General features: G+C 65.2%; 13 protein-coding genes. 7 read left to right on the top strand and 6 right to left on the bottom strand.

The annotated features are described in order from the left end of the window. Positions 1 to 120: 120 nt before the first annotated feature. From EJ067_RS20890 to EJ067_RS20880, 3 genes are all read right to left on the bottom strand, one after another. A complete protein-coding gene (locus tag EJ067_RS20890; protein ID WP_126087154.1) occupies positions 121 to 1,542 on the bottom strand; it encodes a coniferyl aldehyde dehydrogenase in 1,422 nt (473 codons plus the stop codon). Positions 1,543 to 1,666: 124 nt separating this feature from the next. Then, positions 1,667 to 2,797, bottom strand: coding sequence for a patatin-like phospholipase family protein (locus EJ067_RS20885; protein WP_126087153.1), 1,131 nt, complete (start codon positions 2,795 to 2,797; stop codon positions 1,667 to 1,669). Positions 2,798 to 2,994: 197 nt separating this feature from the next. Then, positions 2,995 to 4,095 carry a citrate synthase/methylcitrate synthase gene (locus EJ067_RS20880; RefSeq protein ID WP_126087152.1) on the bottom strand — a complete coding sequence of 367 codons (1,101 nt, stop codon included), beginning with the start codon at positions 4,093 to 4,095 and terminating at the stop codon, positions 2,995 to 2,997. Positions 4,096 to 4,188: 93 nt separating this feature from the next. Here EJ067_RS20880 and EJ067_RS20875 point away from each other — a divergent pair, with 93 nt between their 5' ends. After that, complete coding sequence (locus tag EJ067_RS20875; protein ID WP_126087151.1) at positions 4,189 to 5,352, top strand: citrate synthase family protein; 1,164 nt, start codon at positions 4,189 to 4,191, stop codon at positions 5,350 to 5,352. Between the two features lie 142 nt (positions 5,353 to 5,494). Here the strand turns inward: EJ067_RS20875 and phaR are convergent, their stop codons facing one another. Further along, the gene (phaR, locus tag EJ067_RS20870) at positions 5,495 to 6,088 is read right to left on the bottom strand and encodes a polyhydroxyalkanoate synthesis repressor PhaR (protein WP_126087150.1); all 594 of its coding nucleotides are present in this window, start codon (positions 6,086 to 6,088) and stop codon (positions 5,495 to 5,497) included. Between the two features lie 305 nt (positions 6,089 to 6,393). Between phaR and EJ067_RS20865 the strand changes: the two genes are divergently transcribed. From EJ067_RS20865 to EJ067_RS20840, 6 genes are all read left to right on the top strand, one after another. Further along, complete coding sequence (locus tag EJ067_RS20865) at positions 6,394 to 7,578, top strand: acetyl-CoA C-acetyltransferase (protein ID WP_126087149.1); 1,185 nt, start codon at positions 6,394 to 6,396, stop codon at positions 7,576 to 7,578. A gap of 124 nt (positions 7,579 to 7,702) precedes the next feature. Further along, complete coding sequence (phbB, locus tag EJ067_RS20860; protein ID WP_126087148.1) at positions 7,703 to 8,428, top strand: acetoacetyl-CoA reductase; 726 nt, start codon at positions 7,703 to 7,705, stop codon at positions 8,426 to 8,428. Between the two features lie 710 nt (positions 8,429 to 9,138). Continuing rightward, entirely contained in the window at positions 9,139 to 12,501 is a 3,363-nt protein-coding gene (locus EJ067_RS20855; RefSeq protein WP_126087147.1) for a helicase-related protein, read from the top strand. A 15-nt stretch (positions 12,502 to 12,516) separates the two neighbouring features. Next, entirely contained in the window at positions 12,517 to 12,903 is a 387-nt protein-coding gene (locus tag EJ067_RS20850; protein WP_126087146.1) for an RNA-binding S4 domain-containing protein, read from the top strand. A 149-nt stretch (positions 12,904 to 13,052) separates the two neighbouring features. Next, positions 13,053 to 13,391 (top strand): ferredoxin FdxA, encoded by a 339-nt coding sequence (gene fdxA / locus EJ067_RS20845; protein WP_126087145.1) that lies wholly within the window; start codon positions 13,053 to 13,055, stop codon positions 13,389 to 13,391. A 374-nt stretch (positions 13,392 to 13,765) separates the two neighbouring features. Then, the gene (locus EJ067_RS20840) at positions 13,766 to 14,347 is read left to right on the top strand and encodes a CarD family transcriptional regulator (protein ID WP_040974338.1); all 582 of its coding nucleotides are present in this window, start codon (positions 13,766 to 13,768) and stop codon (positions 14,345 to 14,347) included. Between the two features lie 69 nt (positions 14,348 to 14,416). Here the strand turns inward: EJ067_RS20840 and EJ067_RS20835 are convergent, their stop codons facing one another. Next, positions 14,417 to 15,193 (bottom strand): amino acid ABC transporter ATP-binding protein, encoded by a 777-nt coding sequence (locus EJ067_RS20835; protein WP_126087144.1) that lies wholly within the window; start codon positions 15,191 to 15,193, stop codon positions 14,417 to 14,419. Next, complete coding sequence (locus tag EJ067_RS20830) at positions 15,190 to 15,870, bottom strand: ABC transporter permease subunit (protein WP_126087143.1); 681 nt, start codon at positions 15,868 to 15,870, stop codon at positions 15,190 to 15,192. The genes EJ067_RS20835 and EJ067_RS20830 overlap by 4 nt, the downstream gene beginning before the upstream one ends. Positions 15,871 to 15,896 lie beyond the last annotated feature (26 nt).

Raw genomic sequence — 15,896 nt, 5'->3', positions numbered from 1 at the left:
GCGCGTTCGGACGCTGAATGGCAGCAGGCGTCAGTATGATGAAGAATTTTTTTGCGAAATGACGCCGCGCATTGGCATGGGACAATGCGGAGGACGCGCCCACCTCGAAAATAAATGCTGTCAGCTGATCAAGTTAAGCAGCCGGAACAGCCGCTCGAACATCCTGCCATAGGGTGGTCTGAGCAGGCCGCCGGCGCTCAGCCTGGACTGGACGAAGACCGGCTTTTCCTTGCTGAAGGTGCGAAAGCCCCATTCGCCATGATAGGCGCCCATGCCGCTCTCGCCGACACCGCCAAACGGCTGCCGCTCCTGCACCAGATGCATCATGCAGTCGTTGACCGTCACGCCGCCGGCCACGGTTTCCCGCATCACCCTATGGCGACTGGCGCTGTCCTTGCCGAACCAGTAGAGGGCGAGCGGCCGCTCGCCGCGGTTCACGTGATCGATGGCGTCGTCGACCGTGCCGTATTCGAGGATCGGCAGCGCCGGCCCGAAGATTTCCTCGCGCATCAGCCGCAAGTTCTCGCCGGCATTGCGGACCAGGACGGGCGCCAGCTTGCGGTCGCTCACGCCAAGCTCCTCGTTTGCCGGATTGACCTCGGTGACATCGGCGCCGCTTTCGCGCGCCTCCGCGATCATGTCGCTCAGCCGCTGGCGGTGCCGTTCGCTGACGATCGCCGTGTAGTCGGGATTGTCGCGCAGACTGGGATAGAGCCGCGCCATCGCGGCGGCAAGTTTTGCGGCGATCGCCGCGCCTTGCCCTTGCGGCACCATCAGATAGTCCGGCGCGATGCAGGTCTGGCCCGCGTTCAACAGCTTGCCGTAGGCGACGCTTGCGACGGCGGCATCCAGATCACAGGACGCATCGAAGATCGCCGGCGACTTGCCGCCGAGCTCGAGCGTGACCGGCGTCAGGTTGGCGGCCGCGGCCAGCGCCACCTGGCGGCCGACGGCAGTCGAGCCGGTGAACAGGAGGTGATCGAATGGCATCGACACGAATGTCTTGCCGACCTCGGCGTCGCCGACCACCACGCTCATCTCGTCGGGAGAGAAATGCTCTTCGACCAGGCGGGCAAGCAGGTCCGAAAACTTCGGCGTCAGCTCCGACGGCTTGAGCAGCACGCGATTGCCGGCGGCTAAGGCGGCGGTAGCCGGCGCGATGGCGAGCTGGAATGGATAGTTCCAGGGCGACACGATGCCGACGACCCCGAGCGGCTGCGGCAGCAACCGGTTGCGGCCCGGCAGGAAGGGCAGGCTGGTGGCGACGCGGCGCTCGCGCATCCAGCCGCGCAGATGCCGAACGGCATGCCGGATGCCGGCGCCAACGACGAACAGTTCCGCAAGCCGCGTTTCCTGCTGAGCCCTGCCGGAAAAGTCGCTGTCGATCGCCGCGCAGATCTCGGCCTCATGCCTTTCGGTCAGCGCCAGCAGGCGCTTCAGCCGGTCCTTGCGCACCTCGAGGCTGGGAAAGGGCTCCTTCTCGAAGGCCCTGCACTGCGCTTCAAACCTGACCCCGAGGGCATTCTGCCTGGCCTGCAGCATCGCCATCTCCCGTTTACGTCGAGGTAAACTACTCGCCCGTCGAGGGTGAATCCAGCGCGTCGCCGGTTTCCGCATGGTAAGTATCAGCGCCACCTAAAACGTGATCGAGAAACTCAAGGGCGATCTACGCTCGCCGGCGCGCCGACTCCGGCTTGATGCGCGCTGCAAGGAATTCCTTGACCCGCCGCCCCGGCGCCGGGCCGCGCAGGGGCTTGAAGCCGTCGTCGAGCTCGCCCGACAGGTCGAGCGTCGCCCGGCTGCCGACGGCGTCGTAGTTTTCTTCCAGCCAGTCGCTGGCGGCATTTCGGCCGAGGTCGCGGAGATAGGCGAGGAAGGCCCATTCGGCGTTGACCTTGGACGAGGCCGAGAGGTCCTTGAACGCCTCGTCGGCGTCGATCCTGTGCATGCGGATGTCGCGGTATTCGCCATGCGGCAGGCGGCCGGCCGCGATCAGTTCCTTGACGAAGGCGATCGAGCGGAATTCACGTAGCAGCCCGGCGTTGAAGGTGATCTCGTCGATGCGGTTCTGGATCTCGTTGGCGCTCTTCGGCGTGCCCTCGCGCACCACCGGGTTGATCTGCACCAGCAGCACATCCTCGGTCGCCGCCGTCTTGAAGAACGGATAGAGCGCCGGATTGCCGCCATAGCCGCCGTCCCAATAGGGCACGCCCTTGATCTCGACGGCGCGGAACAATTGCGGCAGGCAGGCCGACGCCATCACCGTGTCGAGGTCGATCTCGCCGTCGGAGAAGACGCGCAACTGTCCGGTCTCGACATTGGTCGCCGAGATGAAGAGCTCCATCGACTTGCAGGCGCGCACGTTGCGGAAGTTGATCTCCTTCTCGACCACGTCGCGCAGCGGGTTGAGGCCGAGCGGATTGGCGACATAGGGTGAAAACACCCGCGACATGGTGTCGAAGAACAGATAGCCGGGCGTGTTCTCGATCGACCAGTTGCCCCACACGACATCCCACGGCATGCGCTGCACCGGGCTGAAGCGGCCTTTCGAGGCCACAGCGCGCCAGAAATCGTCGAGCTTCTTGCGCGCGCCCTCGACGCCGCCGCGCACGAAGCCGTCGGCCAGCGCCACCGCGTTCATGGCGCCGGCGCTGGTGCCGGACACGGCCGCGATCTCCAGCCGGCCGTCCTCGAGCAGGCGGTCGAGCACGCCCCATGAGAAGGCGCCGTGCGAGCCGCCGCCCTGGAGCGCGATGTTGATCTTCTTGTTGTGCTCCGCCTTGCCGTTCTTCGCCATGACGTTCCTTGTCTCGATGCGCCTGCCTGCCGTTGCGTAACGAAGGCGGAGCTGGCGCCGTCAGCTTATGTTGCAGTGCAGCATATAAGGGCTGACCAAGGCAAGAACACGAACACACAAGCGTGATCACGTGAAATTTCGGTCATGAAAACCTCTCCACCCGCCGGGAGAGGAGAGGTTGCATCGGCCGCCAAATGTCAGGCGACGAGATCGGGCACCGGTCCGACATAGCGCGACTGCGGCCGGATCAGCCGTCCGGTCGCCTGCTGCTCGCGCGCATGCGCAATCCAGCCGGCGACGCGACCGGCGGCAAAGACGTTGGAGAACGCTTCTTTCGGGAAGCCGGCGGCTTCGAGCAGCAATGCCGTGTAGAATTCGACGTTGGTCTGGATCGAGCGCTGCGGCTTGGCGACCTTGAGCACATCGAGCGCCGTCTGTTCCACGGTCTCGGCGAAGGCCAGCCGGTTGCCAGTCTCCCGGCTTCCGGTCTCCTTGCGGGAACCAAGCCGCCGCACGACCGCCTTGAGCACGTCGGCGCGCGGATCGCGCACACGGTAGATGCGATGGCCGAAACCCATGATGCGCTCGCCGCGTGCGATCTCGTCGCGCAGCCAGGCAGCGGCGTCGCCGCTGGCTTCGATGGCATCGAGCATCTCGATCACCGGTCCCGGCGCGCCGCCATGCAGCGGCCCCTTGAGCGCGCCGAGCCCGGCCAGGATCGCCGAGGTCAAACCCGCCTGCGTCGACGCCACCACCCGCGTCGCGAAGGTCGAGGCGTTGAGCCCGTGGTCGCAGACCGCCACCAGATAGGTGTCGAGCGCCTTGGAGAGCGCCGGCGACGACGGACCGCCAAGCATCTTCAGCATATCGGCGGCGTGATCGGCGCGAGCGTCCGGCGCCACAGGCTTCTCGCCGCGGCCGAGCCGCAGCAGGGCAGGCGTCAGCACCGCCGGCGCCGCGACCAGCCTGAGCGCATCGGCAAGCGCCTCGCCATCCGGCAGAAGGGCGATGCCGGCGCGCATCGCGCTGTAGATATCGAGCGGCGCGATTTGGCCAAGCATCGGTTGCAGCCGTTCGAAAACCTCGACGCGCGCCTTGCCGATCGCTCTCTCCAGTTCGGCGTCGCCGGGAAGCTCGTCGAAGAAGCCCTCGAGCAGCAGGCGGACCACCTGACCGTAGCGCCAATGCCCGGCGAGTTCGGTCAATGAGTGGCCTCGGATGGTGAGATGTCCGCCTGCGCCGTCGACATCGGAAAGCACCGTCTCCGCCGCCACAACATCATCGAGCCCGTTTGCCATGACCTTGTCTCCTTGACCTTTTGTGCACTGCAATTAATGCTGCGCGATCAATGCATCAATCTTGATCAACTGAATCAATATGAGGCGGCAAGCATGTCGGAATGGCTGACGCGGGAGGAAGCGCTGGCGCTGCTCAATGTCCGGCCGCAGACGCTCTATGCCTATGTCAGCCGCGGCCGCATCGGCATGCGGCCGGACGGGGTCGACCCGCGCCGCAGCCAGTATCGCGCCGACGACATTGCCGCGCTCGCCACCCGCCGAGCGCGCGGACGCAGCCCGCAGGCGATCGCCGAAAGCGCCATCGCCTGGGGCGAGCCGGCAATCACCACCGCCATCTCGACCGTGCTGCACGGCCGCCTCGTCTATCGCGGCAAGGACGCCGCGACGTTTGCGGCGACGGCGACGCTGGAGGAGACGGCGGGCCTGCTTTGGGCTTCGGGCGCCCTGGTGTCTTTCGCGTCGCTGACCCCTTCGGCCGTTCGGGAGAGCGGCACGCAAACGGCCTTTGCAAGACTATCGGCGCTTGCGGCCGCGGGTCGGCCTTCGCTCGGCCGCCGGCCGGCCATGCTGCAGCAGGACGGCGCCAACGCCACTAGCGTGCTCGCGACATCCCTCGGCGCAAGCCCTGGGGCGGAGCCGGTGCATGAACGGCTGGCGCGCGGCTGGTCGGTCGACGCCGCCGGCGCCGATCTCATCCGCAGGGCTTTGGTGCTGCTTGCCGATCATGAGCTCAACGCTTCGACATTCGCCGCGCGCGTCGCGGCCTCGACCGGCGCGCCGATCGCGGCCTGCCTGCTTGCCGGCCTCGCCACCCTTGCCGGACCGCGCCATGGCGGTGCCGGCGCCGCGGCGATCGCGCTTGCCGAGGACGCCGAGCGGCTGGGCTCGGACGAGGCGGTCGCCCGCTGGCTCGCCCATGACCGGCCATTGCCTGGCTTCGGTCACCAGCTTTACCCCGAAGGCGATCCGCGCGCTGAGGTCTTGCTACCGCATGTCCGGGTCGATGACGCCCTGTTGCGTCTGCGCGGCAGCGTCCTTGCCGCTACCGGCCTGCATCCGAATGTCGATTTCGCTCTTGCAGCACTGACGCGGAGCCTGCATCTGCCCGCCGACGCGCCCTTCCGCCTGTTCGCGCTCGGCCGCAGCGTCGGCTGGACGGCGCACGCGCTCGAGCAGGTGACGAGCAACAGGCCGATCAGGCCCCGCGCCCGCTATGACGGGCTGGCCGAGAGAGCGGTGAGCGATGGAACGCCGTAGGGTGCGCTGAGATTCAGGTCACGCCGAGTCGAGAACGATGGCTTCCGAGAACCGGAGCGGAGCGTACTTGAAGTACGTGAGCACCGGAAGCGCAGGAAGCCGTCGTTCGCAGGCCGGCCTCACCTGAATATCGGCACACCCGTCAGGACATCGTATCCAGCTTGCGCTGCATCGCGGCGATCTGCGCCTTCAGTTCCTGCAGATCGTCGGATTTCTCTTCCTTCTTCGGCGGCTCGGCCGAGGCAGACGCATTGGTCCCTGCCGATGGGAACGGCGTGAACATGCGCATGGCGTTCTGGAACATCTCCACGTTCCGCCGCGTCTGCTCCTCCAGCGCCTTCATCGGCGTCTTCATCATGTCGATCGGCGTCTTGCCGAACGCGCCCTTCAGTTGCTCGCGGAACCGTTCCTGCTCCTTGGAGAAGGCGATCATCGACTGTTCGAGGAAGCTCGGCACGATCATCTGCATCTGGTCGCCGTAGAAGGAGATCAGCTGGCGCAGGAACGGGATCGGCAGCATGTTCTGCCCGTCCTTGTTTTCCAGCTCGAAGATGATCTGGGTCAGCACCGGATGCGTGATGTCGTCGCCGGTCTTGGCGTCCTGCACCGTGAACTCCTCGCCCTTCTTGACCATGTCGGCCAGATCCTCGAGCGTCACATAGGTGCTGGTGCCGGTGTTGTAGAGCCGGCGGTTGGCATATTTCTTGATGACGATTGGGTCGTCTTTTGCGGCCATCCGTATCCTCCCCAGGATACCGGCGCGTTCAGAGTAAGCGGCCGGTAACGATTGCGCCATTTGTCGAGGATATGCGCAAAAGCGTCATAATTCCAAGTGCTTTGTGCAGTGCGGCATCATTTAATGCGGAAAGGGCGGAGCAAATTGTGCTGCGCGGCAACGGCTGCGCCGTCACGATTAGCGCCCGACCTGCTTGCCGCGCATGGCGGCCATGCCCATTTCCGGTTTGACTCAGGTCCTTGAACGGGCAAGAAAAGTCCTCAAGGATAGCCCGCAACACGACACCTCGAAGTCTGGAGAAGAAAATGTCCGCTTCCAATTCAATCGTCGTCGCCAGCGCCGCCCGCACGGCGGTCGGCTCCTTCAACGGCAGTTTCGCCGCAACGCCCGCGCACCAGCTCGGCGCCGTCGTCATCAAGGAATTGCTGTCGCGGGCCAAGGTCGATCCGGCGGAAGTGGACGAAGTCATCCTCGGCCAGGTGCTGACAGCCGCTCAGGGCCAGAACCCCGCCCGCCAGGCTTCCATCAATGCCGGCCTGCCCAAGGAGACGACCGCCTGGGGCCTCAACCAGGTTTGCGGCTCGGGTCTCAGGGCCGTCGCGCTCGGCATGCAGCAGATCGTTACCGGCGACGCCAGGGTGATCGTCGCCGGCGGCCAGGAATCGATGTCGCTGTCGCCGCACGCCCAGCACCTGCGCGCCGGCGTCAAGATGGGCGACTACAAGATGATCGACACCATGATCAAGGACGGCCTGTGGGATGCCTTCAACGGCTACCACATGGGCAACACCGCCGAGAACGTCGCCCGCCAGTTCCAGATCACCCGCGACGACCAGGACGAGTTCGCGCTGGCTTCGCAGAACAAGGCCGAAGCCGCGCAGAAGGCCGGCAGGTTCAAGGATGAGATCGTCGCCTTCACCGTCAAGGGCAGGAAGGGCGACACCATCGTCGACCAGGACGAATATATCCGTCTCGGCGCCACGCTGGACGCCATGACCAAGCTGAAGCCGGCTTTCGACAAGGATGGCACGGTCACCGCAGCCAACGCATCCGGTATCAATGACGGCGCCGCCGGCGCGCTGCTGATGACCGAGGCCGAGGCCGCCCGGCGCGGCATCACTCCGCTGGTCCGCATCGCCTCCTGGGCGACCGCCGGCGTCGATCCGGCGATCATGGGCACCGGCCCGATCCCGGCCTCGAAGCGGGCGCTGGAGAAGGCCGGCTGGTCGGTCAAGGATCTCGATCTCGTCGAGGCCAACGAAGCCTTCGCCGCGCAGGCCTGCGCCGTCAACAAGGGCATGGGCTGGGATCCCTCGATCGTCAACGTCAATGGCGGCGCCATCGCCATCGGCCATCCGATCGGCGCCTCCGGCGCCCGCGTCTTCAACACGCTGGTCTATGAGATGCGCCGCCGCGGCGCCAAGAAGGGTCTCGCCACGCTCTGCATCGGTGGCGGCATGGGCGTCGCCATGTGCGTCGAGGCGCTCTGAGCTCGGCAAATAGCGAATAGGGAGTAGCGAATAGGGAAGAAAAGCGCTGCGCGCCGGGACGACAGGTCCCTACTCGCTATTCGCTACTCCCTATTCGCTCAGACGATTTTAAAGGGAGGACCACATGAGCAAGGTAGCAATCGTCACGGGCGGATCGCGCGGCATCGGCGCGGCCATATCGGTGGCTTTGAAGAATGCCGGTTATTCGGTTGCCGCGAACTATGCCGGCAACGACGAAGCGGCTGGGAAATTCAAGGCCGAGACCGGCATTCCCGTCTACAAATGGTCGGTCGCCGACTACGACGCCTGCGCCGCCGGCATCAAACAGGTCGAGGCCGATCTCGGACCGGTCTCGGTGCTGGTCAACAATGCCGGCATCACGCGTGACGCCATGTTCCACAAGATGACCCGCGAGCAGTGGAAGGAGGTCGTCGACACCAACCTCTCCGGCGTCTTCAACATGACGCACCCGCTGTGGAGCGGCATGCGCGACCGCAAGTTCGGCCGCGTCATCACCATCTCCTCGATCAACGGCCAGAAGGGCCAGGCCGGCCAGGTCAATTATTCCGCCGCCAAAGCCGGCGACATCGGCTTCTCGAAGGCGCTGGCGCAGGAGGGGGCCCGCGCGGGCATCACCGTCAACGTCATCTGTCCCGGCTATATCGCGACCGAGATGGTCAAGGCGATCGACGAGAAGGTGCTTAACGAGCGCATCATCCCGCAAATTCCGGTCGGCCGGCTCGGCGAGCCGGAAGAGGTCGCGCGCTGCGTCGTCTTCCTGGCGTCGGACGAGGCCGGCTTCATCACCGGCTCGACGATCAGCGCCAATGGCGGCCAATATTTCACCTGAGATCCATCTTGCCTGAGATCTTTTGACGCCGCGGCAGCCGGCCCGACGCAATCGGGTCGGCTGTTTTTTCCGGGCCGCGCGATGTATGCCTCAATTCGGCACGCAAAAGTTAACGGCCTCCCCGCGCCCTGTGCGAAACCTTGTTCACAAGCTGTGAGTTTTCGGTGCGCAAGCTGTGGACAACACCATATCTGGGGGGTGAACAAACCGGGAAAATGCGTGGATCGCTGATTCGTCGCCGATTCGTTCCGGCTTTGGTCGCAAAGTTAACGCCGAGGCTCGGAAATGGCGCTGAAAAGATTAACGGCGGTTAGGAAAGATCAACCATTTCATAATCTTGGCGGCTGCGCCCTAGCCGGCGGTGATCGTTCACCAGCAAAGGTTAACAGCCCTCGCGGCCCGTCAAGCCAAGCATGAAACGGGCCAGTTCCCGGATTCAGCATGTGGTGAGACTCATCGTCAAAAAATCCACATATAGCCGTGAACAAAACCTGAATCAGACCGAGTCAGTGATTCGTCGCCGATTCGTTCCAGACTCGTTCCAACGGTTAATCGGCAGCGGATTTTGATCTTGCCTGTCGTTGCGCCATCTCCTGATGGGAACATTCCGCTTTCGCTTCGCGTCTGAAATCCCTATGTGTCGGCTGTCATACGCGGCGGCACCGCCGCGTCCCCGACAACAAGCGGCAGAAAGCGTCATTTCCGAGCCGATGAATATCCAGCCGAAACACTCCCAGCCGCTGATCCTTTCGGGCCGCGACGTGACCGCCGTGCTCGGCCCCACCAACACCGGCAAGACCCATCTCGCCATCGAGCGCATGGTGGCGCACGAGACCGGCGTCATCGGCCTGCCGCTGAGACTTCTTGCCCGCGAGGTCTATGCCCGCGTTTGCGAGAAGGTTGGCGCGCACAAGGTGGCGCTGGTCACCGGCGAGGAAAAGATCGTTCCGGCGGGCGCCAAATATTCCGTCTGCACCGTCGAGGCGATGCCGCGCGAGACCGATGCCGCCTTCGTCGCCATCGACGAGGTGCAGCTTGCCGGCGACCTCGAGCGCGGCCACATCTTCACCGACCGCATCCTGCATCTGCGCGGCCGCCAGGAGACGCTGCTTCTGGGCGCCGCCACCATGCACGGCATCCTGCAGAAACTGCTGAAGGGCGTTTCGGTGGTGACGCGGCCGCGCCTGTCGCACCTTGCCTATGCCGGCTCGAAGAAGCTCACCCGTCTGCCGCGGCGCACGGCGATCGTCGCCTTCTCGGCGGACGAGGTCTATGCGATCGCCGAGCTGATCCGCCGCCAGCAGGGCGGTGCCGCCGTCGTGCTCGGCGCGCTCTCGCCCCGCACCCGCAATGCCCAGGTGGAGATCTTCCAGTCGGGCGACGTCGACTATCTCGTCGCCACCGACGCCATCGGCATGGGACTGAACCTCGATCTCGAGCATGTCGCCTTCGCCCAGAACCGCAAGTTCGACGGCTACCAGTACCGCAACCTGACTGCGGCCGAGCTCGGCCAGATCGCGGGCCGCGCCGGCCGCCACCTGCGCGACGGCACCTTCGGCGTCACCGGCCAGGTCGATCCGTTCGACGAGGATCTGGTCAAGAAGATCGAGGGGCACGATTTCGACCCGGTGAAGGTGCTGCAGTGGCGCACCGCCGACTTCGATTTCTCCAGCCTCGACGCGTTGAAGCGCTCGATCGAAACCAACGCGCCGGTCGAAGGGCTGACCCGGGCGCTGCCGGCGGTCGACGCCCAGGCGCTGGAGCACCTGTCGCGCGACGAGGACATCAGGGCGCTCGCCACTGCCAAGGAGCGCGTGGCGCTGCTTTGGGAAGCCTGCGCGCTGCCCGACTACCGCAAGATCGCGCCGGCCCAGCATGCTGACCTCATCGCCTCGATCTACATGGACCTTGCACGCCGTGGCCATGTCGATGAGAATTACATGGCCGAGCAGGTGCGGCGAGCCGACACCACGGATGGCGATATCGACACGCTGTCGCACCGGATCGCCCAGATCCGCACCTGGACCTTCGTCTCCAACCGGCCTGGCTGGCTGGCCGATCAGCTACACTGGCAGGAAAAGACGCGCGAAATCGAAGACAGATTGTCGGATGCGCTGCATGAGCGGTTGACGAAACGCTTCGTAGACCGCAGGACTTCCGTCCTCATGCGGCGCCTTAGAGAAAATACCATGCCTGAAGCCGAAATCAGCCCAACCGGAACCGTCCTCGTCGAAGGCCATCACGTCGGCGAGTTGCAGGGATTCCGCTTCACCGCCGACCAGAGCGCCGGCGGCGAGGACGCCAAGGCGGTGCGCACCGCAGCCCAGAAGGCGCTCAGCGCGGAGTTCGAGGCGCGCGCCGAGCGCTTCGCCGCCTGCGCCAATGGCGATCTGGCGTTGGGCTCGGACGGCGTCCTGCGCTGGATCGGCGCGCCGATCGGCACGCTGGTCGCCGGCGACGAAGCACTCAAGCCGCGGCTCGTGCTGCTCGCCGACGAGCAGCTTACCGGGCCGGCCCGCGACAAGGTGGCGGCGCGCGCCGAGCGTTTCGTGAATTTCCAGATCGAAACGCTTTTGAAGCCGCTGGTCGATTTGAAGAATGCCGAGCAGCTCGCCGGCATCGCGCGCGGCATCGCCTTCCAGCTCGTCGAGCATTTCGGCCTCATCAATCGCCGCGACATCGCCGAGGAGATGAAGTCGCTCGACCAGGAGGGCCGCGCGGCGCTGCGACGCCTCGGCGTGCGCTTCGGCGCCTACCATGTCTTCGTGCCGGCGCTGATCAAGCCGGCGCCGGCCGGGCTGGTGACGCTGCTGTGGGCGCTGAAGAACGACGGCAAGGACAAGCCGGGCTTCGGCGACGTGGTGCATGCGCTGGCATCGGGCCGCACGTCGGTGGTCATCGACCCGGCCTTCGACAAGACCTTCTACAAGCTCGCCGGCTATCGCAATCTCGGCCGCCGCGCCGTGCGCGTCGACATCCTCGAGCGGCTGGCCGACCTGATCCGTCCGGCGACCAACTGGAAGCCCGGCCTCGGCCAGCGTCCGGACGGCGCCTATGACGGCCACGCCTTCATGGTGACGCCGCCGATGATGTCGATTCTCGGCGCCACCGCCGACGACATGGAAGAGATCCTCAAAGGTCTGGGCTATCGCTCCGAACCGAAGCCGGCCGCCGAGGTGAAGGCCAAGCTCGACGCGCTGGACAACGCGGCCCGCGAGGCCGCCGCCGCGAAGCTCGCAGCGGAGGAGGCCGCTCGGGTAGCAAAGGCTGAGGCATCGACCACGGATGCCGTTGCCGAAGCGGCTGCCGAAGACTCGGAGGCGGCGGCTGAAGTACACGCCGCCAACGAAGCCGATACCACAGGCGAGCCTGCTGCCGAAGCAGATGCAGAACCCGCTGCTGAAGCAAAAGCGCACACCCAAACCGTGGCGGCGAACGAGGCCGCGGCGGAACAAACCGATGAACTGGTTGCCGTTGCTGCCGAGGCTGAGCCAACTGCCGAAGCGGCACCTGCGGCGGAAAGTGGCGAGAGCGCTGCTCGGTCCGATACCGCCGCGGCAACGGAAGCCCCGACGGACGCCGCACCGGAAGCCGCCGCCGCCGAAACCGCAACCGAGCAGGAAGAGCCTAAGCCGATCCTTTTGTGGCGGCAGGCCCGTTTCGACCATCAGCGGCCGCGCCACCGTCATGACAACCGCCGCGACAATCGTCCGCGCAACGGCCAGGCGGCACGCGATGGCCAGCCAGGCGCCACGGGTGGCCAGGCCAGCGATCGGCCGGCTCATGAGGGACGCCGCGACCAGCGCGAGGGCGCCGGCAAGCCGCGCTTCGATCGCTCGAAGTTCAAGCCGCGCCCGGAACGTGACGGCGAGCGGCGCGACGGCAAGCCGCAAGGCGAGCGCCCCGACCGCCGCGAGGGGCGGCCGGACTGGAAGGGCAACAGGCAGGACGGCAAGGGCAATGCCGGCAAGCCGGCCTTCCAGGGCAAGCCGCGCGACGAGCGCCCGCAGCGCTTCGACCCGGATTCGCCCTTCGCCAAGCTCGCCGCGTTGCGCGACCAGCTGAAGAAATAGCCCAGGCCGGTTGCGATGGTTGGAGAAGGCCGCCAGCGCATCGACAAATGGCTGTTCTTCTCGCGTGCGGTGAAATCGCGCTCGCTGGCGGCGAAGCTGGTGGTTGCCGGACGCGTCCGCATCAATCGCGACAAAGCAGCGCAGGCCTCCGATCTGGTCAAGGCCGGCGATGTGCTGACCATCACGCTCGACCGCCGGATCCTGGTCTGGAAGCTGCTCGGCTGCGGTTCCCGGCGCGGCCCGGCCGAGGAAGCTCGCCTGCTTTACGAGGACATGTCGCCCCTGCCGACGCCGAAGGGCGAGGCCGTTCCCGACGCCATTCCGGCGCTGCGCGAGGCCGGTAGCGGACGCCCGACCAAGCGGGAGCGCCGGCAAACCGACCGGCTGCTCGGCGAAGACTAGAAGGAACCATCCGAACTCGTCGCGACAGCCGGCTGGAATTCCATTCCGCCACGCTGCCCCAGCCGGCAAGCCCTGCCCTTGCAAGCGACGGACAAAGGCGTTACCTCACCTTGAAAAGCCCGACAAAACGGGACGTCCCGGAGCCTGCAATGACCTATGTCGTGACCGACAATTGCATAAAATGCAAATACATGGACTGCATTGAGGTCTGTCCGGTCGACTGTTTCTACGAAGGCGAGAACATGCTCGTCATCCACCCGGATGAGTGCATCGATTGCGGCGTCTGCGAACCGGAATGCCCGGCCGACGCGATCAAGCCGGATACCGAGCCGGGCCTCGACAAATGGTTGCAGGTCAATTCCGAATACGCCGAGAAATGGCCCAACATCACCGCCAAGAAAGAGCCGCCGGCCGACGCCAAGACCTTTGACGGCGAGACCGGAAAGTTTGAGAAATATTTCTCGGCCGAGCCTGGCGAAGGCGACTGACGGCTCAGCCGCCCAAGTCGGCATGACGCGGCGTAACGGAGCCGATACGATTGCTGTCTTGACAGGCAGCGACGGCGCTTGACGTTAGCGAACGCAGCAAAACCTTGATTCTTCCGACTTTTTGTGTTACATCAACCAAACATGCCGGTGACACAACGTCGATTTATGGCGCTAACGCCCCAAATCACTGAAAGGTGAGCTTTTCAAACCCCAACCAGAGCGATCTGGGGCAGGCGGTCGCATTCGTGCGGGTTGTCGGTCTCGGTTTTTCCGGCGGGTTCACCTGTTGTGCGGCTAACGATCGGCCAACGCCGGTCACGTGGGTTCAGCCGGCGCCGCCATGCCGGCGCTACAACTAAGGAGTTCAGGGCGTAATGGCAACGATCACCCCGCAGAAGAAGTCCACCGCGGCCCGTCACGGGTTCAAGACCGGTGAGTTCATCGTCTATCCGGCGCATGGCGTCGGCCAGATCGTGGCCATCGACGAGCAGGAAGTCGCGGGTCACAAGCTGGAGCTGTTCGTCATCGATTTCCAGAAGGACAAGATGCGGCTCAAGGTGCCGGTCGCCAAGGCGACCTCGATCGGCATGCGCAAGCTGTCGGAAGAGGATTACGTCGACCGCGCGCTGAAGGTCGTGCAGGGCCGCGCCCGCATCAAGCGCACCATGTGGTCGCGCCGCGCGCAGGAATATGACGCCAAGATCAATTCCGGCGACCTGATCTCGATCTCGGAAGTGGTGCGCGACCTCTACCGCGCCGACAACCAGCCGGAGCAGTCGTATTCCGAGCGCCAGCTCTATGAAGCCGCGCTCGACCGCATGGCCCGCGAGATCGCCGCCGTCAACCGCATGTCGGAGACGGAAGCGGTGCGCCTCATCGAGGTCAACCTCAACAAGGGCCCGAAGCGCGGCGCCAAGGCCGACAACGAGGAAGCCGAGCAGGAAGAAGCTGCCTGAGCTTTCCGCCCCATCAACACGAAAAACCCGGCCTCGCGCCGGGTTTTTTGTTGGGGTCCGGCGCCAAACCTATCCCTCGCCGCCGGCTTCCTTCTGCGCCTCTTCCTGGCGCAGCGAGGCGATAAAGCGCTTGGTCCGCTCACGCTCCGGATTGTCGAACACGATGGAGGCCGGGCCCTTTTCGACGACCGAGCCGGCATCGAGGAACACCACTTCCTGCGCGATCTTGGAGGCGAGCCTCAGATCATGCGTGGCCATCACCATGGTGGTGCCTTCGCGGGCCAGCTGTCCCAGCACATCGACCACTTCCTGCGCCAGTTCTGGATCGAGCGCTGAGGTCGGCTCGTCGCAAAGCAGCACGCGCGGCGACGGCGCCAGCGCTCTGGCGATCGCTACGCGCTGCTGCTGGCCGCCGGATAGCGTCGCCGGCCAGGCATCGGCCTTGTGCGCCATGCCGACCTTTTCGAGCAGCGCCAGCGCCCGCTCGCGCGCCCTGGCCTGCGGCCATTTCAGCACCGTCACTAGCCCTTCCATGACATTCTCGATCGCGGTGCGATGCGGAAAGAGCTGGAAGTTCTGGAACACCATGCCGGTCTGCAGGCGCACGCGCTGGACATCCCTTGCCGGCACCTTTGCGCCCGCGTGAAATTCCAGCGTCTCGTCGCCGATGCGCAAGGTGCCGGAGGTCGGAATCTCCAGCAGGTTGATGCAGCGCAAAAGCGTGCTCTTTCCCCCGCCCGACGGCCCGACCAGCGCCGTGACGCTGCCCTCGTCGATGCTGACGGTGACGCCCTTCAGGACAAGGTTGTCGCCGAAGCGCTTCTCGATATCGGTGAGGCCGATCATGCATTGGCCTCCAGGAAGCCGCCATAGCGATTGAGCCGCACCTCCAGCCGAGCCTGCAGCGCCGACAGCACCGAACTCATCGCCAGGTAGAGCGCGGCCGCCTCGACATAGAGGATCAGCGGCTCGTAGGTGGTGGCGACGATGCGCTGCGCGGCCTGGAACATCTCGGGCACCGTTATCGCCGCCGCGAGCGATGTGTCCTTGACCAGCGAGATGAAGGTGTTGGAGAGCGGCGGCACCGCGACGCGGCCTGCTTGCGGCAGGATCGTGCGCCGCATCGCCTGGCTCCAGGTCATGCCGATCGAGTAGGAAGCCTCCCATTGCCCTTTCGGCACCGAGCCGATGACGGCGCGGATGATCTCCGAGGTGTAGGCGCCGATGTTGAGCGTGAAGCCGATCAGCGCGGCGGGAAAGGCATCGAGCAGGACGCCGACCGACGGCAGGCCGTAGAAGATCAAAAACAGCTGCACCAGCAGCGGCGTACCGCGAAAGATCCAGACATAGAACCGGACGAGCGCGACCAGCGGCTTCGGGCCGAACAGCCTGATCAGCGCCGTGACCAGCCCGGCGATGAGCCCGAGCGCGAAAGACAGCAGCGTCAGCGGCACGGTGAAGATCAATGCCGCCCACAGCAGCGTCGGCAATGATTCCAGCATCAATTGCAGCCAGTGCGGCACGGAGCCCTCTCTTTTCCGGATGCGAA

The sequence above is a fragment of the Mesorhizobium sp. M1D.F.Ca.ET.043.01.1.1 genome (assembly GCF_003952385.1).
In the GTDB taxonomy this organism is placed as follows: domain Bacteria; phylum Pseudomonadota; class Alphaproteobacteria; order Rhizobiales; family Rhizobiaceae; genus Mesorhizobium.
The sequence above is the reverse complement of the archived record's forward strand: the minus strand, read 5'-3'. Positions and strand labels throughout refer to the sequence as shown.